We start from the raw sequence: 22,302 nt of genomic DNA on the forward strand, positions 1-22,302 counted from the left end.
TCAATCAATAACGTACCTGGCCGTTTATGGCGTATAAACATGACTTGGCGCCACGCCTGATAAACAAAAAAACCCCTCTGCTTTTTGGAGGGTTTTTTTTGTTTAGAGATGAGACTAGGTAAACGTTCCTATCCTCCTTTTTTGTGCAGCTTCTCGTTGGCGTGTGTTGCTTTTGCGAGTTAGGCTTCGCGCTTGTGGCCCTGAGCGGAGTCAAAGGGCCACAAGCGCGAAGCCTAACTCCAAAACAATCTGCGACACTACTCTGCGGCAGCTTTTGCTAGAACAAATACCGGACACCAAACTGAAACTGGCGGGGTGCACCGGCATTGCGCTGCACAATACCACTACCAGCCGCCCCAACCTGAATCTGGTTACTCTGCGTGGCGTTGTTCGAGTAACCACTGAGGTTATTGGTATTCAACACGTTGAAAATGTCCGCCCGGATTTCGATACGCTGTCCGGTCTGTGCGTTTATAGGTACGTTGTACTGGGCACTCAGGTCCACCACTTTCGACCAGGGAAGCCGGTCTGAGTTGCGGCTTTCGCCCGGCTGACGGTCGGAGTTGCCTACATACGCATCGCCGAAGGCACTGCCATCGCCATTCAGGTCATTGGTAGTTAGCGGCTGGCCGTTGCTGCCCAGAATCGGCTGATTCTGCGCGTTGACGATCACGAACTTCGAGGCGTTGGGAATGCGGTTGATGGGTTGACCACTCTGGATGAGGGCGGCGGCGGTAAGCGTAAACTGCTGCCCCGCGTAATAGGTAAAAATTCCGTTGATAATGTGCGTTCGGTCGTTGATGCTCGGTGCCCATTCGGCCGCGAAATTATTAGCGTCCATCGCCCGGAAGTTCACGTCTTCCGTATCGTTATACAGCCGCGACAGCGTGTAAATCAACCGGTACGCGTACGGGCTACTGCCCCGGTTCTTTTGCAGATTCAGACTCAGGGCCGTGTAGCGTGAGCGACCCGCATCTTCCGTCATCACCACGCTCTGGGCAGCACCTGCCAACGGCTGTCCGTTCAACACACCCGCTCCGCCTACGATGGGCAACGGGCGCGAGGCATTGGCCACATCCGACGAACGGGCGGTTCCGTTTTGGGCGCTGATCGTATAATCGTACGGAGCCGGGGCGTTCAGGTTGCGGGTGCGGAACAGGTTGTACGACTCGTTGTATACGGCGTCGGCATAAATCAGCACGTCGTCGTTGACCTGGTATTGATACCCCAGCGTGCTCTGAATCGTGTACGGGCTCTGGTAACCGTTGGGGTTCAGAATCCGCCGCTCGCCGCTGAACAGGTTCCGCTGGCCGGCAAACGACGAAGCAGGTGGTCCCTGCAAATACCGGATCGGTACGCCCGCGTTGTTGCTGCCCCCCACGGTCAGGTTGCCGTCGAACGTAACCCGGTTGATATCCGTGTTGGCGGGCAGAATTCCCTTGTCGATGAAGTACTGCAGCTCGCGTTTGAAATCAGTGCTGGTGTTGTTCTGCTGCAATGCGTCGCTGTAGATCGTGTACAGGATTTTGTCGTAGAAAACACCGACGCCACCCCGCACCGACGACCGGCTGCTGGCTTTGTAGTTGAAGCTGAACCGGGGTGCAATGTTGTTGAAATCGCCACTGGCGGCACCACCTTTAGTCAGGTTATCGTAGTCGTAACGTACCCCCAAGGTCAGGTTGAGGCGCGACGAAGCAGCCCATTGGTCTTCAACGTACCCGGTCACAATGTTTTGCGTGGTACCAAACGAAGCGGGCCGCAGCTCGACCGAATAACCCAGCACCTGCGCATCGGCGGGAATATCGGTCACGTTCAGGTTACTGCCCAGTCGCCGTTCCTGTAGCGACGCGAGTTGAGCGGCCGTCAGCCGAACGGTGTAGCTCCCATTTGGATTGCCGCCGCCAAACAGTTGGTGCCGCGCCGAAATGAGTTCAGCACCCGCCCGAATGGTGTGGTCGCCCCGGTAAAATGAGAATTTCTGCTGGATCTGAAACGTGTTTTCGTGCGAGTCGAACAAATAGCCGGGATGGCCGAGGTAAGCAATGCCTACGCCGGTTGGGTCCTGCACGGTCACGTCCGGGCTATTAGCATCTACGGGGCGGGCGTAATTCCAGCGGAAGCTGCTGTATTGCAGGTTGGTTTCCGACGCAAAACGCGCGGTCGAGTACGTGTTGCGCGACGCGATCAGCAGTGAGTTACGATCCTGCGCGTTGGCCGCCGACGGAAACGCAATGCCCCCCGTGAGGCCACCCGCCTGCCGACCAATAGCCACCTGCCCCACGTTCACCCGCAGCGATGATTTGAATCGATCCGTCCAGAACTGGTCGATTTTTCCCGATATGTAGGTAAAGCGGTTGGTGCCCCGAATAGTCTCGTTCACCCCCAGTTGCGGGGCCGTCAGCAGATTGTCTTTGATGTCGGTCGTGTGTTCAACGTTCAGGTAGTAGAACGTCTTGTTCTTCACCAGCGCACCGCCAATGCCAAAACCGGCCTGATACCGCTGGAAGCCTTCTTTTACCTGGTTGCCCGACAGATCACGGAGGGGATAGCTTGTTTGCGCGTCGATGGCCGAACCGGGGCGGGTCAGAAAAAACACTTCGCCCGTCGTGTTGTTGCTCCCCGATTTGCTGGTGATGTTGATGATGCCGTTGCCGGTGTTGCCAAACTCAACCGAGTAATTGTTGGTCAGCACCGACACGTTGCGGGTAAAGCCAACAGGAATGGCGAATTTCTGCCCACCCAGAAACCGCTCGTTATTATCCATACCATCAATCAGGTAGTTGTTGAACAGACCGTTGGCCCCGTTGATGCTCACGTTTGGTGCTTCGGGGAAGAAACCCGTGGCCTGACTTACGTTGGGGAGCCGGTACAGTACCCGCGTAATGTCGCGTCCCTCAACGGGTAGCTCCTCCACCTGTTTGATCGTCAGTTGAGAAGCCACTTCGGCGTTGATCGTATTGATCTGCGTAGTACTCCGACCACGTACCTGGACTTCCTTCAGGTTTACCTCGCGTTTCGAGGGCAGTTGCAGCGATACGCTCTGCCGGGAGTTGGCCCGTAACACAATGTTTTCGGCGGCACTTTCCAGGTACGTTGCATCTTCTTTCGTAAACACCCGGTAGATACCGTTCAGCGACAGCGACCCAAACGTGACCTGGCCGTTATTGTTGGTTACCGCCTGACTATTGACGCCAATCGAGGGGTTCTCCAGATAAACCGTAATACCGGCAATAGCCTGTTGCCGGGTTAATTCGCGCACCGACACGGTCATATCCGTTACCTGAGCCAGCGCAGTAAGTGTAGCCATTCCCCACAGGAGAATACTGAGTAGAGTTATTTTTTTCATAAAAGATGAATGTTCCGACCGTAAAGCGGGGGAAGTGAGAAATGAAATCTGGTTATTGGTTACTGGTTATTGGTCATTAGTTGATCAGTAGCTGATTAACCAGTAACCAATAACTAACAACCAGTGACCACAACCGGTGGAGCCCTTAGCCCTGAAGGAGCGATTGAACGTTGGTAAGGGGTACTTGTGTGGACAGGCGGAGAGCCTATTGTTGCCGGGCAAAGTGCCTCGGCTAGTTGATAGAGCCAGGTACGCAGACCCGTTGCCTGACTCAACTGCGTATCGGCAAGCACATTCCAGTCGGCATGGCTGGCAGATAGTAGTGCTGTTTGTTGGCCTCGCTCACGAAGGTAGCCGATCAGGTCGGTGGCCAGCGTAGCCGTTTGCCAGGACAGGTCGATCAGTGCTGCTTCGCTTGTCAGCGAAGCCCGGTTGAACCCCGTCAGGTAGACGCCGCCCCGTTTGTCGGTCCCGATCGGTATAGACCCGGACTGTAGCAAACCGGCGGCTTCGGTCAAATCAGCCGGGCGCAGGGCGGGGCAATCATTGCCAATACAGATCACGGAGTCATAGCCCAGGTCGAGCACCGCTTTCGCCGCTTGCTGAAGTTGCTCACCGAACGTACCTGACAGGTGAGCCGATATTTTATGCGAAATAAAACCGGGTAGACCAGCCGACCGGATTTTGGCGAATGTCAGCCGTTCCAGCGATTGCCACACCCGTTGGTCGCGCACCACAGAGCCAGTCATCGACTTGCGACGGGCTTCCTGTGTCGACGACAGGGAGAAAAGTAGAACCGCAACTGAACCCGCAGGCATCCGCATAAGTCGGAAAGGTACTCTATGATTAGGTGAGTAAAAGGCGACAAGCCCTATTTGGCTGCAATTTCCTGTGAACAAAGCATACTATTTACATCTACGGCAAAAAATACACCCCGGATTCCATAAGGCGTTGAGTAAACCACACCCTATATTGCCACTAGAATAACAGTCAACGTATATACTTAACAGTTTGGTGATTTGGCACTTTATCCTGGGCGTGTATATTTGAGACCGTTTGCTCAATATGTTTGTGTTAGCTACTTTTCTTTTTGTTATTATACGACAAATAGTGAACTCACTAAAATTCTATCAGTGAGTTCTTTATCCGTCCGTTAGCCCATTACCCAGTGGAGCCACATTCCCTTGTGGAGTAGCTCTTTATTGGTCAATTGGCCCCATTCCTCTTCTCATGAAAGTTTCCCCGGCAGAGCCTTTTCAAGTTGTTTACTCCTTACTCGAACACGAATATCTGGGTTATTTAATCGAAGCATTCGTGGTTCGGCTAAATGGCAAAGGGGAACTGACGCTCCAGACCCAAAGCCTTTCCCCACAGAATGTCCGCGAATTCTCGGCGGGGCTGGATGAACGCGATTTTGAACTGGTTCGGCTCACCGATTATATCTGTCAGGATACGCTGCTCCGGCGATTTAATACCAAGAAATGGTCGGCGGTCGATTTCTTTCTGCGCGTATACGATCCGCAGAAGGGCGACAAGGTCATGCAGGAAGCTATTGCCGATTATGTGCAACGAACAAAAGCACAGATTCTGCCCTTGCTGGCCGGAAAGCCCCTTTTTCTGATGACCCACGACGGTGATCCCGTCGGCGATGCAGTTACGTACATGCCCGAACCGGCCCGGGTGTACTTTCATTTTGTGCGGAACGACGAGGCCACGCATTACTTCCCGATTATTCGCTATCCGCTTGGCAGGGAACAGGTAAAACCCGGCGAATCAGCTACGGAACGTGTTGATTTTCAACATCGTAATGCTATGCTCCTTTGCGATGACCCAGCCTGGTTGCTGGTCAACAACAAGTTGTACCATTTTGCCAAACTGTCGAAAAACGAACTCTCGGCGGGCATTGATGTCGATGGCAAAAAGTTGCGGCCCTTTCTCAACAAGCAGCACATTGTGGTTCCTAAAAGTATGGAAGCCCAGTACTACGAGCGGTTCATTGTTCCTCTGATTGCCCAATACGACGTCTTTGCCAAAGGGTTCGAGATTCGCTCGACGGCGCTTGACCCCATTCCGGTCCTTACCCTTTCGGAGCAGGCGAGCAGCCACCAACGCGAACGGATGGCCACTTCCACAACGCTGTTTAGCGATACGCTGGTTGCCGATGACGACGACGCCGGCAGCAACGAAGTGGTGCTGGACTTATCTTTCCAGTACGGTGACTTCACCTTCCGGTTCAACAGTTTCGCCAACTCGTCGAACGTGAGCCTCGAAAAAGTGGGCGACGAGTACGTATTCCACAAAATAAAGCGCGAGCTTAAAGCCGAGCGAAATCGGTTTGTACAGCTCCGCGATCAGGGACTCGACTTGCGAAACGGGCAGTTGGAGTTACCCAAATCAAAGGCCTTCACCTGGCTGTCGGAGAACCGGGACATGCTCAGCGAAGCTGGCTTCCAGGTACGTCAGAACGCCAGCGATACACGCCGTTATTTTCTCGGCTATTCGAGTTTAGATATTTCGATCCGCGAAAGCCGCGACTGGTTCGACATTCACGCCAAGGTACGCTTCGGCGATTTCGAGATTCCGTTTCTCCGCCTGCGGTCGCTGATTCTGGCCCAAAAACGGGAGTTTACGCTACCTAATGGCGAGATCGCCGTTATTCCGGAGGCCTGGTTCGTCAAGTACGCCGAACTGGTTGGCTTCATGGAACACCCGCCCGCCGACGACACAGAAGCCCCGTCTGAACGGCTGGTTTTGCAAAAGCATCACCTGGCGCTGGTGCAGGAACTGGATAACGAATCGCTGGCCGAAACCGTCATCAGTCGGCGGCTGGAAGGGCTGCGCGAGTTCGAGCGCATCGACGAGTTTCCGTTGCCAACTGGCTTTAAGGGCACGCTGCGGCCTTACCAAAAAGCAGGTTACGACTGGATAAACTTCCTGCGACAATACCACTTTGGCGGTTGCCTGGCCGACGATATGGGCCTCGGCAAAACCGTGATGACGCTGGCGCTGTTGCAGGGGCGTAAGGAAGCCGCCAGCCGTGATGACACCGCCGTATCGCGGCCCGCACCGACGTTGCTGGTTATGCCTACCTCGCTCATCTATAACTGGGAACTGGAAGCGCGCCGCTTCACGCCCGACCTGCGCGTGCTCGTATATACAGGTACGTATCGCGACAAAAACACGGCTCAGTTCAACGATTATGATCTGATTCTGACCTCCTACGGTATTGTGAGGATCGACATTGAGCTGCTCAAAAATTACCGGTTCGACTACGTGATCATGGACGAATCGCAGGCGATCAAGAATCCCAATTCACACATTACGCGGGCAGTGATGCAGCTCAATTCAGCGCACCGGCTGATTCTGACGGGTACACCGCTGGAAAACAGCACGATGGACCTGTGGACGCAGATGACTTTCATCAATCCCGGTTTGCTGGGCAGCCAGTCGTTTTTCAGGAATACCTACCAGATTCCGATCGAGAAGCGGGGCGACGATCAGAAAATGCAGAAGCTCTACGGGCTGATCAAACCATTTATGCTGCGCCGGAACAAAAAGCAGGTGGCGACCGACTTGCCCGCTAAAGTGGAAACGGTGCTGTATTGCGAGATGACACCCGAACAGGCTACGACCTACGAAGAAGCCAAATCGTATTACCGCAACCTGATTCTGGACCATATCGAGAAGGATGGTCTCGCCAAATCGCAGATGGTGGTGTTGCAGGGCCTGACCAAACTACGGCAGATTGCCAACCACCCGCGCCTGGTCGATGCCAGCTACGAAGGTGACTCCGGCAAGCTCGACGATGTGCGGATGCGACTGGAGATTGCGCTCAACGAAGGTCATAAAATTTTGATATTCAGCCAGTTCATTAAACACCTGGCGGTTATTAAACAGTATCTGAAAGAGAAGAAAATCACCTACGCCTACCTCGACGGGTCGAGCACCGACCGCCCCGAACAGGTCGCCCGTTTCCAGACCGACGAGACGGTGCAGCTCTTCCTGATTTCATTGAAAGCCGGAGGGCTGGGCCACAACCTGACCGCCGCCGACTACGTTTTTTTGCTCGATCCGTGGTGGAACCCCGCCATTGAAGCGCAGGCCATTGATCGGGCGCACCGCATTGGGCAACAGAAGCCGGTCTTTACTTATAAGTTCATTACCAAGAACAGCGTGGAAGAGAAAATTCTGGCCCTGCAACGCAACAAACAACGCCTCGCCAGCGAACTTGTTGCCACCGAAGAAGGCTTCATGAAGTCGCTGACGAAAGAAGACGTACTGGTGCTGCTGGATTAGTTTTTCACTGGTTCTACGCAAACAGTTACGCCATATCCCGGCGATGTGGCGTAACCAGGCTAGCTACTACACTTGGCTACTCACTGGACACTGTACCATCCAGCGCGAGCTTTTCGTTGGCAAAAATAAGTTCGCGGATGCGGTGCGCCCGGTCCAGGGCTTCGGCAGACTGCGTCCGATACTTTTCAGCGGCGTCGGTCTGCCCGCCCTGCTCCAGTTGATCGGCGGCCTGATTGAGCAGTATAACACTTTCTTCCAGCCCCCGAACCGACTTCCACATCGTATCTTCGATGGATTTAGTTACGTCGGCCAGCAGGGTACTTGCCGTATACGAATGTCCCGTATGACACCGATACCGGATGAGGTGGCCCTCGCGGAAGCTAACGAGCGTGCCACTGCATTCGGGGCAGGTCAACGGCGTCAGGTCACCCATCGATAAAATACCCCGATCGAACGGACTGACCTGGGTAGCCGCAGCTACCTCGACTTCGGTTCTGATACGATTCAGTTCATTTTCCACAAGCGTAGGGTCCAGAGAAGTGTCTAAACGAGAATCTGCGGGTTCGGGCGCTGTTTCATGCGTCAGTTGGGCCAGTAACTGAGCCACATTGGCAAGTGGCACAACGTGGTCAACGTTAACGTATTCGAGCACGCTTTCAGGCATACTGGAATACAGCGCATCGTCGGGCTGTTGCACAATACCTACACCGCCCAACCGGTTGATCGTCCACATGCCAGAGGTGCCATCGTTGAGCAGGCCCGTCAGCACCACGCCAATAACACGAGTACCAAAACTATAGGCCGCCGACCGGAACAAGGCATCAATTGATGGGCGAAATCTGTTTTCTTTGGGGCCTTTTCTGACCAATATATGACCAAGACTCGCCGGAATTGCATGACCGTGACCCAGGGATTCAAAGTCAGCGTTCTTTTCAATCAACAAGTGGTGATCGGGCGGGGCAATATAGATACACCCCGGCTTAATTGCCTCACCATCATACGGATGCCGGGCATCGAGTGGCCCACACCGACCCAGAATAGCCGGCATTAAGCTGGTTGAATAAGGTGCCAGATGCTGCACAATAAAAATCGAGCCGGGGAAATCGGCCGGTAATTGACTGACCAGTTTCTGAAGAGCATATACGCCGCCCGCCGATGAGCCAATGACCACAATATCTCGTTTCGCCATACAACTAATAATATCGTCTACCCAAAATCGTAGCCCTGATGTCTAGCCCATAAACATACATCAGTAGACACCGGACAAACGAATTTTCGTCACATTTAGCTAGTTAATTGTCTAATATTTATCCATCGAATTAATAGATTTACAAAATCGGTAATTTAACTAATTGCCGTCTATCACGTCGACATGCACAACGACACACTGTCAGATACCACTACTCCGCTGGAAGGTCATACGCCTGTTGTGGCTATAGGCGGATCGGCGGGCGGGCAGGAAGCTGTAACCGAATTACTGCATCACCTATCGCCCACGACAGGCTTTGCCTTTGTTTATATTCAACACCTGAGCCCCAGCCATGAAAGTAATCTGACTGATATTCTGAGTCATGCTACGTCTATGCCCGTGGTGGAGGCAGACCACCTGATGCCCATCCGGCCAAACCATGTCTACATTATTCCACCCAACCAGGAGATGGAACTTCAGGACAACGTATTGAGCCTGATGCCACGCAGACGGAACATGCACATGCCGATAGACCGGTTTTTCACGTCCCTGTCGGAAGGGCAAAAAACCGGGGCAATTGCCATTTTACTGTCGGGCATGGCCACCGACGGCACCCTTGGGCTAAAAGCTGTTAAAGTAGCTGGCGGTATCACCCTGGCGCAGGATACTACAGCCCTGTTTCAAACCATACCTAAAGTCGCTATTGCCGAAGGTGTGGTTGATCTGGTGCTGCCGCCTCAGGCAATGGCCGACGAACTGCTGCGGTTAAGCCAGCACGCCGATGCCCTGCGGTTGACGATCGACGACGATGACCTTGACGTGGAAGAGGAAGAAGAGTCTGCTAGAGACCAGAACCTAACCAGGAAGGACTCCAACAATGACGAAGACCTTCGGCCCATCATTCAGCTCATTCACCGGTCGATTGGCGTCGATTTCAGCCAGTATAAAATCACGACGATCCGGCGGCGCATCATCCGGCGGATGCTGCTGTATAAACTCGATAACCTGGCCGATTATACCCAGTATCTGAAAGAGCATCCCGTCGAAGCCAGAGTACTCTACAACGACCTGCTGATCAACGTCACGTCGTTCTTCCGCGATAGCGAAGCCATGACGTATATGGGTAAGGTGCTACTGCCCCAGTTGGTTAAAAATATGTCGGCACGGGAGCCGCTGCGCATCTGGGTGCCCGCCTGTTCTACGGGCCAGGAAGCGTATTCGCTCGCTATGCTGTTACTCGAAACCATCGGTGATGACGTTGCCAGCCCGCCCATTCATATTTTCGCAACCGACCTCAGCGAACCGGCTATCGCCAAAGCGCGGCAGGGCACGTATACAAAAAGCGAGGTGATCGACATATCGCCGGAACGGTTACAGCGCTTCTTTATCAAAATAGATGACCAATACCGTATCCACAAAACCATCCGCGATCTGTGCGTGTTTGCACCTCATAACCTCTTTAAAGATCCACCTTTTTCCAGGCTCGATCTGATAAGTTGTCGTAATCTGTTAATTTATTTGAACAACGGATTGCAGCGGAAAGCCTTCTCGACCTTCCATTACGCCTTGAAACCAACCGGGTATCTGCTGCTGGGAAAATCGGAGACAGTCAATAACTCAACCGCTTTATTCACGGCGGTTGAGAAAAATTTCCGGGTGTATTCCCGCCGAAATGACAGCAACAACATCCCACCCGGCCAGATCTCATTTGGCCGAAACGGCGATCGCATTAGCCCAAACCGGGTTCAAACCGGACGGACGGACAATACGGACACTATGGATAAGAAAGGCTATTCGCCTAAAAGCGTCGGCAATGATCTCAATAAGCTGGTCGACAACCTGTTACTGAATCAGTACGTACCTGCATCAGTAGTGGTTGACCAGGAACTTGAGATTCTCCAGTTTCGGGGATCAACGGGTTTGTTTCTGGAGCCCGCCCCCGGCAAAGCCAGTTTGAACCTGCTTAAAATGGCCCGGCCACCGTTGGCTTTTGAATTGCGCAATGCCGTTCATAAAGCCCATAAATCAGGCCAGAGCGTTCGCAAATCGGGTCTGACACTCAACGTAAACGGCCATCCACATCAGGTTGCCATCGAAACTGTGCCGTTGACGGGCGAAGGAGAAACCCGCCTGTTTCTGGTCCTGTTTGCTGAAGAGGTGATCGTGGCATCGCCCGAAAGTGACGCAGAAGGTGTACGCAATACCCGAATCCGGCAACTGGAAGACGAACTCTCGCTGTTGCGGGAAGACATGCACTCGATCATTGAAGAGAAGGAAGCTTCCAATGAAGAATTGCAATCGGCCAATGAAGAGATTGTGAGCAGCAACGAAGAGTTGCAGAGCATCAACGAAGAACTCGAAACCAGCAAGGAAGAAATCGAGTCGACCAATGAAGAACTGCTGACGATCAACCAGGAACTGCAACTACGCAATGATCAGCTAACGGAAGCATATGGGTACGCCGAAGCTATTTTCGATACCATCTGCGAAGCCACGATTGTGCTTGATAAAGATCTGAGCGTGAAATCGGCCAATCAGGCCTTTTACTCCATCTTCCGGGTCAATCGAGAAGAAACCGAAGGGAAACTCCTGTATGAACTCGGCAACCGACAGTGGGATATTCCCCAGTTGCGGCAGTTGCTGAGCAGTGTCATCACCCAGAATGCCAACATACAGTCGTATGAAGTAATTCATACGTTTCCCGGAATAGGGGAGAAGGTCATGCGGCTCAACGCCCGTAAGGTGGTGCAATACCAGCGGCAGGAGGCCGTTCTGCTGGCCATTGAAGACATCAGCGACCACCGCCGGGCCCAACGCCTGCTGGAAGAACGCCAGGCCTGGTTCCGTGATCTGATGGACAATGCCCCTACCCTGGTCTGGGTGGCTTCGCCCGACGCCTTGTTTAGTTTCGTGAACCGGGCCTGGCTGGAGTTTACCGGCACAGCAGTAGACGAAGTGATGGGGCAATCGCTGGCCCTGAACGTTCACCCCGACGACCACGACGCCTACCTGGCTACCTACGCCACCAACTTTCTGCGCCGGCAGCCTTTCAATACGGAGTTCCGGCTACAACGGCAAGATGGCGAGTACCGCTGGATGCTTACCAACGCCCGGCCCCAATACAGTAGCGATGGCAGTTTCATTGGCTACATTGGCACCAGTCAGGAGATTCACCTGCAAAAAACGCTAAACCAGGAACTGGACATGCGGGTGCAGCAACGTACCCGGCAGTGGGCCGACGCCAACGCCCGGCTCGAACAGGCAAACCGCGAGCTACAACAAACCGCCGATCGCCTGCAAAGCGTACTCAACGGTATTCCGGCCAGTATTACGATGCTGGAAGTTGTTCGCAACGAAGACGGCGAACCAGTCGATTTCAGAACGTCGGCCTTTAACGAAGCAGCACTGGCTATGACCGGGCAATCGGCCGGGGATATCATGGCCCGAACCTTACTGGAGGCGCATCCCGATTTTAAAAGCAACGGCCTCTTCGATAAGTATGTGCAGGTGCTGAACACCGGCGATTCAGTATACGACGAACGGGAGCTCGACCGGCCAACGAGTGGCTGCTATGCCTTCTTTATCACCCGGCAGATAGACGCCAATGGACTGGTGATCACTATTTTAAATATCACAGACCGAAAAAATGCGGAAGCCCAGGTACGTCAAACAGCCGACAGTCTCCAGGCCGTTCTCGACAGTTCGCCTGCCTCAATTGGCTTGCTGAAAGCCCATCGAAATGAACAGGGGGATGTAACCGACTTTACGCTTTCGGCCTGCAATCAGAAGTTTATTGAGTTAACCGGCCAGCCGTCTGCCGAGCTGATTGGTAAGTCGATCAGCAACTTTAGCGACGTTCTCTGGTATACCGATACCTTCAAAAGCCTACTGCACATCTTGACTACCAGCGAGACACTGTATGAAGAACGTCATCATACGCGCCAGGGTGCCGACAGTTGGCTAGCCCTATCACTCAGTAAGCACGACGACGGCGTAGTGGTAATGGGGCTCGACATTACAACCCTGAAGCAGGCCGAACAGCAGCGGGTATCCTGGTTAAAGGAGCTGGAACGGTCAGACGAGATGGTGCAAACTCTGGAAGGCATGCGCGAGCATATCCGGCAACGGGGCGAATTCTTGCGGGCTACTTCACACGACCTGCGGGGCAGTTTCGGCGTCATCGAAGGGGCGGCTTCGCTCCTCAACGAGATGGATACGGAAGAAGAACGGGCCGAGATGCTGGCGATGTTGCAGCGTAACCTGCGGCAGGTTACCCAGATGCTTACCCAGTTGCTCGACTATTCCCGGCTGGAAGCTGGTCATGAGCAGTTTCAGGAAGGCCAGTTCGATGCGGCTGACGTGTTGCGCGAGTTAGTAGCCGGGCTTCAACCAATGGCGGTAGAAAAGAGCCTGTTTCTGCGGGGTGTTGGTGTAGAGAAGCTACCCGTTGAAGGTGATGTGGTCAAGTTTAGCCGGATAGCCCAAAATCTGGTGCTGAATGCCCTTAAATACACCAAAAATGGTGGGGTGAATGTAAGCTGGAAGCAGGACGAAGAGACCGATTACTGGTCATTCAGCGTTCACGATACCGGGTCGGGGCTATCTCCTTTGCTGGTAGCCATGCTCACGGCCGCGCCCAGCAGCGAAGCGGAGCAAAACAGCAGCAACGAAAACCAGCTTTCGGTACCAACGTCGTCTGGCGAAGGCATCGGCCTGTTCATTGTCAAACGATTATGCAATCTGCTTGGTGGCCGCATCACCATTGATACCACCCCCGGCGAAGGCACCCGTATCCAGGTCGAACTACCGAAAACATATAGTGCAGCGCCGTAGAACGTACCTGAAAAGCCTCAGGCCGCCACTTTGTTGCGGCGGCGTTCGTACATGGTCATCAGAAAAGCAGGGAGCAACACCAGGTTGGAGGTCATGCCCATCAGCAGGGTAATCGACACCAGAATACCCAGCGAAACCGTACCCTGAAACGTAGAGGCCGTAAAAATGGCAAAACCGGCGAAGAGGATAAACGCTGTGTAGACCATGCTCACACCCGTTTGCCGGATAGTACGCGACACGGCCTCGGCCACATCGGCACCATGCCGCAGCTCGTCGCGGTACTTGGTCACGAAATAGATCGTTCCGTCGGACGACAGGCCAAAGGCGATACTGAAAATCAGGATGGTCGACGGTTTCAGGTTGATGCCGAAATAGCCCATCAGCCCGGCTGTGACCAACAGCGGAACCACGCTCGGTAGAATGGCGATGAGGCTCAGCCGTATATCACGCAGGAGAATGATCAGGATGACCGACACCAGCACAATAGCCAGTAGCGTACTCTCGGCCAGGTTACGGAGCAGGTACTCATTGCCACGCGTAAAGACCACACTATTCCCCGTCAGTTTCACCACGTACCGGTCAGCGGCGGGCACGAACGTACCTGACTCACGGTCGAAGTTGAACAGGGAATCGGCACGGGGTTGCAGCATGTCGATCAGTTCGCGGAGACGGGCCGTACCCACGTCGGCCACCTGAAAGCTGACCCTCGTAAACTGCCGCGTTGAATCGACGTAGGCCGCCAGGCTCACCGATCCTTTGCGCGAAGTGCCGCTGCCCATCTGTCCGGTATAGCGTTGTAGCTTGGCCATTTCCAGGGCGGGCGGCAAAATATAGTAACGCGGTTCGCCACCCCGGTAAGCCTGGTAGAAAAACTTCACCGCCTCAACCACCGAGAGGGGCCGGGCAAATTCGGGATGCTGCGCAAACTCGCGTTGCAACAGCCTGATCTTGGTCAACGTTTGAGGGGTCAGCACCCGTCCCGGCCGGCCGGCGTCGATGCTCACCTCGAAGGGCAACACGCCATGATAGGCCTTTTCAAAGTATTTTAGATCGGTGTAGATCGGGTCATTCTTAGGCAGGTCATCAACAACGTACCCAACGGCCTTGATCAGACTCATGCCGATCAAACCCGCTACAGCGCAGACCCCAACGAAGGTATAGATCGCCACCCGTCGTTTGTGTACCAGTTGGTCGACCCAGCTCAGAAAACGATTTAGTAAGGGGCTGTCGAGGTGACCGCGCTGCTTTTCCGATGGCACCGGCATATAACTGAACAAGATCGGAATCAGGATCAGCGACGTGGCGTAGGTACTCATAATGCCAAGGCACGACACTAGCCCAAATTCGAGCAGCAACGGGCTGTTAGTGAAGTAGAAAACAAAGAAGCCAATGGAGGTGGTCACGTTGGCGAAGAACGTGGTCTCCCCTACTTTGGCCGTTGCGATAGCTAGCGCTTCCTCTTTCGAATGGCCCGCTTTGTTGAGCTCGTCATGGTAGCGGTTGAGCAGAAAAATGGCGTTGGGCACCCCAATAACGATAATCAGCGGTGGAATCAGGCCCGATAGAATGGTAATCGTATAACCAAACAGCACGATGTAGCCCACTGCCCAGATCACGCCCACCATCACCACCGCCATAGCAATACCCACCACGGATAACGACCGGAAGAAGAAGAGCAGAATCAGCGCCGTGACAGCGAAAGCAAGGCCAATGAACAGGATCATCTCGTTGCTCACCTTCGCCGTAAATTCAGTCCGAATGTAGGGCAAACCCGACAGGTGCATCACCGTATTGTGCTGTTTACCAAATGCATCAACCAGCGCCTCGATCTGCCGAACAGTAGCGATACGGCCCCGCGTATTCAGTTTTTTCTGGTCGAACGAAACGGCCATCAGATGCGCTCTTCCCGAGGAGTCGGTGACCAACCCCTGGTAAAACGGTAGTCGGCCAATCGTCGCCTTCAGGCTGTCGGCCTCCGCCTGACTTTCGAGCGGCTTCTTCACCAGCGGCTGAAACTGAAACTTATCGGTGCTGTCGTTGAGCGTAATGGTATACAGCCCCGCATTCGACACCACATCACGGATGCCATCGATGGCTTTGATCTGTTTGTTGAGTGCCTGCCAGTTCCGGTAATAGCCAAGGCGATACATAGAATCGGTTTCGGCACCGATCACCATCACGTTTCCATCTTCGCCAAACCGCGCTTTGAACGCCTCGTAGGTGGCGTAATCAGGATCGGTGGTGGGCAGGATTTTGGCAAACTCGTACGACAGTTTCACCTGGGCCGCTTTGTAGCCCATAAAAACAGTTGCCAGCAGGATGAAGGCCAGCAACAGCCGCCGATTAGAGAGGATGAAAAGAGAAAGTCGGGTCCAGATCATGGAGAAGCAAGGGGCAAACGAAGCCGCAAGTTAGCCAAACAAACCGTGTTTGGCTCAACGTAACGTGGGCTTCAGCCCCTACGCAGCCAGAATAACGTGGTTTTAAGCCATTCAGATGGGGTTCATAACCTGATGACTCTATGGTAACTTGCCTTACCAGCCAGCATGTGGCTATATCCCGCACTAAAACGAACCAATCTCTTGATAATCAATGACTTATCTTTCAGTTGCCACTCAACACAGGCAAGCGACAACTGAAAGATAAGTCATTGATGATCATTTGTTACAAAACAATGAATGACCATCAATGACTATCTCTGATGCCGGGCAAATGACGTTTTACTTATCCAGTACCACTGTACCGGCCACTACGTAGTTGCCTTTTTCGGTGGTCAGGCTGTAAACCATAGCGGCGCGGCCTGTGCTGCCCGTACGTACAACGCGGGCCAGGTACGTTGCTCCATTTTCGCAGCGGTAAACAAGCTCACCAACCGCTACCTCGCCAAGTGCTTTACGACCTGTGGTTGTCAGAACGGGGTGGTTGGCAGTGGCTTCGAGCAGTTGGGCGGGTGCAGGCATCAGGGCAACACTGGCGGTCAGTTGGTTGGTTGGCACTGTCCAGATGCCCACCAGCGTGGCCTCGCCCGCCATCGGGTGCGTGTTCAGGGCTGTCACGCGGGTGCCGGAAAGGGCTTGCTTCGCAGCATCGTAGCTCATCACCACATCGCCTTCACGCACATCGACAATGGCTTTCGAGCCACCATCGGCCAATGTAACCAGCGACTGTGGCCCGAAGCAGAAGTTATATTCTTCTTTTTTCTTGGCGCCCCCTTCTTCCGTTTTACCGGCCCCACCACCCATCAGCATGGCCATCTCGCGGCTGATGACAAACGCCAGCGCGGGCATCAGACCGGGCTCTTTTTCGCCCACATATTTCATATCATCCAGGTAGGCATCCCAGGCTTTTGGCTCACCGGCAGCACCAGGAATAACGAATGATTTCAATTCGTTGGTCTTACCGTTCTGATAAATAGCCAACAGGCCCAGGTCCTTCGTATCAGCCGCTGAATACACTTTGTACAGGTAGATTTTCCGCTTGATACCATCGCTGTAATTGAATACGTAGGCAGGCCGATCTTCGTACCGCTCCAGAATAAAACCGCCCGACTTTACGTACGTGTCTTTTTCCAGATTATTGATTTTCAGCGCCTTCAAGGCCGTTGCCTGCTCGGCGGTTAACGTTCCTGGTGTGGCCGTCTGCGCCATCACGCGCTGGGCAAAGAAACTGGCAACGAAGGCCGCAGCCAGGAAGAAGAAATAGGGAAGTGTACGTTTCATATTATGTTGGTTTGTATTCTGGTTGATTACCCCACCCCGGCCCCTCCCCGTAAGGGAGAAATGCTCCGCTGAATTGGCCGAGTAGCTCCCCTCCCTTGCGGGGAGGGGCCGGGGTGGGGTCTTCATAGTTTTCCCACCCTGTCGTGCAGGGCGGTTACCGTGCGTCGGGCCGAGGTAAGGGCACCGGCCATCCACGCGGTCAGGTACGTGGTGTGTTCACCGGCAAAGTAGATCGGGCCGTCGGGTTCGAGCAGGGCAGTGTACTGCTTGCGGCGGGTGGCGTCATCATAAACGGCCCAGCCACCGCCCGAATACGGAATGCGGTGCCAGGCCAGCGAGAACGCATTCTCAAATTCGGCATCGTATTGCGGGTGAATTTTGCGCCCCTGTTCCAGCGCCACTTTCTGCCGATCGGCTACGGGCAACGCCCCCACCGCTTCGGCCCGGCTGTAGAAATTGTAATAGCCGATGAGCACGCCTTTGGGTTTCTGAAAACCAAACGACGGATACCAGATCTGATTTATATCCTGATTGGTCCGCGAAATACCGCCATAAATACCGTCTTCCTCTTCCCAGAATCGGCGCTTGAATTGCAGGCCAATCTTCCCCGTTTTGATATACGGTACAAAATCGGCCGCCCGTTGCACCGGGCCGGATAGGTCAGACTGAATATTTTTCAGCACCGGCAGTGGCAACGTACACACACAGAACTCGGCCTGCAATTCAGTTGGCTTGCCATCTTTCTGGTACACCACCCGAACGCCATTCTCCATTTTGCGCAGTTCGGTAACGGGCGAGTTGAACTGGATTTTACCCGCCAGTCGCTTCTCAAACGCTTTTGGAATAGCATCCATACCGCCCACGGGTTGCAGCAGCGTGGTTTGCTGTTCGTAGATATAATCGCCGACGTTGTAAAAAACGGGCTGCATAAATCCCGACCGCAGTATATCCGTCAGGCCATACGGGTCGTTGATCATACCCGTCGACGTACCTGCACCGGGTTCGCTTTTGTAGCCGCGCCGGTTGGTGCCTTTATACAGATGCGCCGTGTTGAGATCGCCTTCATTTTTCAGAAAATCGACCAGCTTTTCAATATCTTCTTTGGTCAGTTGCTGATCCAGCGCTCCTTGATCGAGCGATTTGGCGAGCAGTTCGGCCGTATAGCCGCGCATGTCGTTATGGTATTCCTTGATTCGGATGCGGCGGTTGGCAAACGGGCCTGTGCCGCCCTCATTGAAAAGGTAGGCGGCTTCGTTGTTACCGTTGAAAATCTCCAGCGGTACGCCCAGTTCGCGGCAGTACTGCAACGTGAGCTGATGATGGTGCGGAATACGGGCCGCGCCACCGTTGAAGTAGTAGCCCTCATCGAATCGGCAGGTCTGCGGGGTACCATCGATCTCCATTTCCGATGTTCCACCTCTAACCGTCCATACCCGCCCGCCCGACCGGCTTCGTGCTTCGAGTACCGTGCAGTCGTAGCCCAGCTTACCTAGTTCCCAGGCTGTGGCCATACCCGCCAGACCAGCCCCCAGAATAACCACTTTCCGACCAGCCGCAACGCCCGTTGCGGGATCAGCAACCGAGCCGTTGGCAGGTAGATCAAACGCCTCGGCCGGAGCCGGAGCCAGTAAACCCCAGGCCAGCATCGATGCGTAACTAGCTGATGTTGAATTGATAAAATCCCGTCGGGTCATAAAAAGAGATTTGGAATTGGGGGAAGAGTGGTTTTTCAGCATTCCGGCGGGGGGCAATGCCGAAAAACCACTCTTTCACTCTTTGGACTTAGCCTACTACTTTCTTGAATGCGTCGATGAACGTTTCCATCTCGGCCTGCGTGCCGATGCTGACGCGGCAGTAGGGTTGCCGGTCAATTTCGCGGGTTTGAATACCAACGCCCTGTCCATACATCTGCCCTTCAAACGCTTTGGTTTTCATCTTTATCGGAAACAGAATGAAGTTCGCGTAGGACGGAATCGGCTCGTAACCCAAGCCTTTCAGCGCCTTCATGGTGTAGTCGCGGGCTTTGGTGTTTTCGGTGCGGCAATACGTTTGCCACGCCTGATCCTGATAGCTGGCGATACCGGCCATCAACGTGGTGATACTCACCGCGAACTCGCCGTTGGTGAAAGGCTTGATCTGCTGAAGTGTCTTGGGCTGGGCCATCACGTACCCAAGCCGTAGCCCCGCAAAACCGTGAATTTTCGAGAACGTACGGGCCAGAATAACATCCAGACCATCGCTGATCAGTTTACCCAGCATGGGCCGGTCGGCCGGTTCAAGGAAGTCGATATAGGCTTCGTCGATGAAGACGGGTACTGTGGGGGCCACATCCCGGCAAAACTGCGCCAGTTCGGCGGGTGGCAAGATGGTTCCGGTGGGGTTATTCGGGTTCACGATGTAGACCATCGACAGGCCCGGCGTGCTCAGAGCTTTGGCTTTCAACGCGGCCAGGTCGTAGCCCATCCCCGCCGTGGCAGGCACCGTCAGAATCTGGCCTTTCATGGCCGTGGCCCGTTCAAGCAGGTCGTCGTAGGTAGGGCGGCAGGTCAGGATTGGCCCTCTTTGCGAATAATGGACCGCCGCCGCCATCAGTACATCGGATGATCCGGGGGTGATCAGGATGCTTTTCGCCGTCACGCCTTCTGCCTGACCAATCAGCGTTTTCAGTTGCGCAAACTCCATCCAGGCGTACCGGTTGCCGACGGCGGTGGCTTTGTTCACTGCCTCTTTAGCACTGGCCGCAATTCCGTATGGATTTTCATTGGCAAACAACCGCGCTTTCAGGGCGGGCATCGTATCGGGCGGCAGGGTCGTTAGCTGGGCAAATTCCTGAAAAAGACGCTGTTCGGCGGCTGCCGATTCAGGAATAAAGTCGGCACGAGCTTCCTGCCAGCGGCTAAGGCCTAGCCCGGCTGTGAGTAAACCTGTTGACCGAAGCCAGTTACGACGGTTGATGACGTGTGACATATTTTGTAGAAATTAATTATTCCAATAGAATATTTTGCTTATCAACGACAATAGATGAACAAACAGCGCAGAAACAAATCTACGCAAAAATTCGCCCTGGTAGAAGGGGTATTGGTTGATTGGTTGATTAGTTGGCTTCGCGTTGAAGGCCCTTCGACTAGCGAAGCGATAACCAGTAACTAATCAATCAGTAAACCTTACAACAGTCGGAAACTCAGGCGATGGTGGGGTGTAGTGCCATGTTCACGAATTGCGGCGCGGTGGTAGGCGGTGGGGTAGCCAACGTTTTGTGCCCATCCGTAGGCTGGGTACGTTAGGCCAAGCTGTTCCATCAACTCATCGCGGTAGGTTTTCGCCAGTACAGAGGCAGCGGCAATACTCAGATACAGTGAATCACCTTTAATGATGCAGGTGTGCGGCACCATCGGGTACGGCGTAAACCGGTTACCATCGACCAGCAAATGCTCGGGCCGTACCGACAGGGCATCCGTGGCACGGTGCATGGCTAAAAAGCTGGCTTTCAATATATTGACTTTGTCAATATCGGCGGGCGACACCTCGGCAATGGCCCACGCAATGGCATCCCGGCGAATATCGACCTGCAGTTTATTCCGCTGCCGGTGAGATAGTTGCTTGGAATCGGTCAGGACCGGATGGCGATAATCGGATGGCAGAATCACCGCCGCCGCCACCACCGGGCCCGCCAGGCAACCCCGCCCCACTTCGTCGAGCCCCGCTTCAAGAATAGTTGGCGTATAGTGTGATTTAAGCATGAATCAAGGTATAAGTTCAACGTCTAAAGTTGCGTTGCTTCATAACAAACCGGTAGAGAGCAGCGCAACTTTAGACGTTAAACCCTGGACATTGGCCTTTTTAGTCTTCCAGACTATTCCCCAGCACGGTGTTTTTCAGGAACAGCGCTAATAGCAGGAACAACATGCCCCAGTAAATATAGGGCCGGTACTGATCCTGCACATCTTCGTAGGTCTGTACGCGTACGGGTGCCCGTTCGAGCCGGTCGATGCGGGAAAAAATCTGGCGAAGCTGATCGACATCGTTAGCCCTGAAAAATGCACCCTGCCCAACTTTGGCAATCGTTTTCAGAATTCCCTCATCAAACTGCGTGGCTACGCCCAGCGTATCGGTCGAACGGGTCTGTTTCCCCACGGCGATGGTATATATTTTGACGCCGAAATTCTGCGCCAGCCGCGCAACGGTGAGTGGGTCCAGGTTGCCCGCCGTGTTGTCGCCGTCGCTCAAGAGAATCAGCACTTTACTCCTGGCGGGCGAATTGCGCAGGCGGTTGATGCTCCGGGCCAGCGCGTCGCCAATGGCTGTGCCCGTTGTGCGAATCATGTTAGGATTCAGCTCACGGATATATTGCAGGAGCAGCGCGTAATCGGTTGTTAACGGGCAGAGCGAATAGGCTTCTCCTGCAAAGACAACCAGCCCGATTCGGTCGTTTTTCCGTCCGTTTACAAAGCCCTGCGCCACCTGACGGGCTGCCGCCAGCCGGTTGGGTCGCAGATCGGTCTCGGTCATCGACGACGAAATATCAATGGCCAGTACGATATCGATACCATCTGATTGTTCCTCGCGCAATTGGCGAACCACCTGCGGACGGGCTAAAGCCAACAGGAGAAAACTGATAGCCAACCAGACGCATAAAGGCATCAAAAATCGTAAGTAGCTGATTATCAACATCCAGCCATCTGGACGCGAACCAACCAGCCCCGCCAGCGATACCCGTAGCTGCTGATGATACCGCCGGCCGAGCAGCCTGCGCAGGCCAAACAGCCCCAGCGATAACGGTATGAGCCACAGTGCCCAGCGGTTATCGTAATGAAACGACCGAAGGGTTTGGGGCATTAACCAGTAAAGCGCGTACCAGGGCATGAGAATTTGGGATGTCGGATTGGGGATTTGTTGCTGACGCAAGCGTATCACGCGTC

At 54.1% G+C, this 22,302-nt stretch carries 11 protein-coding genes; 2 read left to right on the plus strand and 9 right to left on the minus strand.

What is annotated here, in order from left to right; all coding sequences use genetic code 11:
• Positions 1-277: 277 nt before the first annotated feature.
• The gene (locus tag ACFE8Q_RS23715) at positions 278-3,346 is read right to left on the minus strand and encodes a TonB-dependent receptor domain-containing protein (RefSeq protein ID WP_375447924.1); all 3,069 of its coding nucleotides are present in this window, start codon (positions 3,344-3,346) and stop codon (positions 278-280) included.
• Positions 3,347-3,459: 113 nt separating this feature from the next.
• Positions 3,460-4,164 (minus strand): DUF2064 domain-containing protein, encoded by a 705-nt coding sequence (locus ACFE8Q_RS23720; RefSeq protein WP_375447925.1) that lies wholly within the window; start codon positions 4,162-4,164, stop codon positions 3,460-3,462.
• Positions 4,165-4,576: 412 nt separating this feature from the next.
• On the opposite strand from ACFE8Q_RS23720, the gene ACFE8Q_RS23725 reads away from it, so the two are divergent.
• Positions 4,577-7,642 (plus strand): DEAD/DEAH box helicase, encoded by a 3,066-nt coding sequence (locus ACFE8Q_RS23725; RefSeq protein ID WP_375447926.1) that lies wholly within the window; start codon positions 4,577-4,579, stop codon positions 7,640-7,642.
• 76 nt (positions 7,643-7,718) lie between these two features.
• Here ACFE8Q_RS23725 and ACFE8Q_RS23730 read toward each other — a convergent pair whose 3' ends face one another.
• A complete protein-coding gene (locus ACFE8Q_RS23730; RefSeq protein ID WP_375447927.1) occupies positions 7,719-8,831 on the minus strand; it encodes a chemotaxis protein CheB in 1,113 nt (370 codons plus the stop codon).
• Between the two features lie 183 nt (positions 8,832-9,014).
• Between ACFE8Q_RS23730 and ACFE8Q_RS23735 the strand changes: the two genes are divergently transcribed.
• Positions 9,015-13,664 carry a CheR family methyltransferase gene (locus ACFE8Q_RS23735; protein WP_375447928.1) on the plus strand — a complete coding sequence of 1,550 codons (4,650 nt, stop codon included), beginning with the start codon at positions 9,015-9,017 and terminating at the stop codon, positions 13,662-13,664.
• A 17-nt stretch (positions 13,665-13,681) separates the two neighbouring features.
• Here the strand turns inward: ACFE8Q_RS23735 and ACFE8Q_RS23740 are convergent, their stop codons facing one another.
• From ACFE8Q_RS23740 to ACFE8Q_RS23765, 6 genes are all read right to left on the minus strand, one after another.
• A complete protein-coding gene (locus tag ACFE8Q_RS23740; protein ID WP_375447929.1) occupies positions 13,682-16,045 on the minus strand; it encodes an RND family transporter in 2,364 nt (787 codons plus the stop codon).
• A 339-nt stretch (positions 16,046-16,384) separates the two neighbouring features.
• A complete protein-coding gene (locus tag ACFE8Q_RS23745) occupies positions 16,385-17,383 on the minus strand; it encodes a Hint domain-containing protein (protein WP_375447930.1) in 999 nt (332 codons plus the stop codon).
• Positions 17,384-17,505: 122 nt separating this feature from the next.
• Positions 17,506-19,077 (minus strand): flavin monoamine oxidase family protein, encoded by a 1,572-nt coding sequence (locus ACFE8Q_RS23750; protein ID WP_375447931.1) that lies wholly within the window; start codon positions 19,075-19,077, stop codon positions 17,506-17,508.
• Between the two features lie 88 nt (positions 19,078-19,165).
• Complete coding sequence (locus ACFE8Q_RS23755) at positions 19,166-20,350, minus strand: pyridoxal phosphate-dependent aminotransferase (RefSeq protein ID WP_375447932.1); 1,185 nt, start codon at positions 20,348-20,350, stop codon at positions 19,166-19,168.
• Between the two features lie 197 nt (positions 20,351-20,547).
• On the minus strand, positions 20,548-21,123 hold the full coding sequence (locus ACFE8Q_RS23760) for a ribonuclease HII (RefSeq protein ID WP_375447933.1): 576 nt from the start codon (positions 21,121-21,123) through the stop codon (positions 20,548-20,550).
• Positions 21,124-21,223: 100 nt separating this feature from the next.
• A complete protein-coding gene (locus ACFE8Q_RS23765; RefSeq protein WP_375447934.1) occupies positions 21,224-22,246 on the minus strand; it encodes a VWA domain-containing protein in 1,023 nt (340 codons plus the stop codon).
• Positions 22,247-22,302: the final 56 nt, after the last annotated feature.

Origin of the sequence: uncultured Fibrella sp., from assembly GCF_964250085.1 — a bacterium.
Lineage (GTDB): Bacteria > Bacteroidota > Bacteroidia > Cytophagales > Spirosomataceae > Fibrella.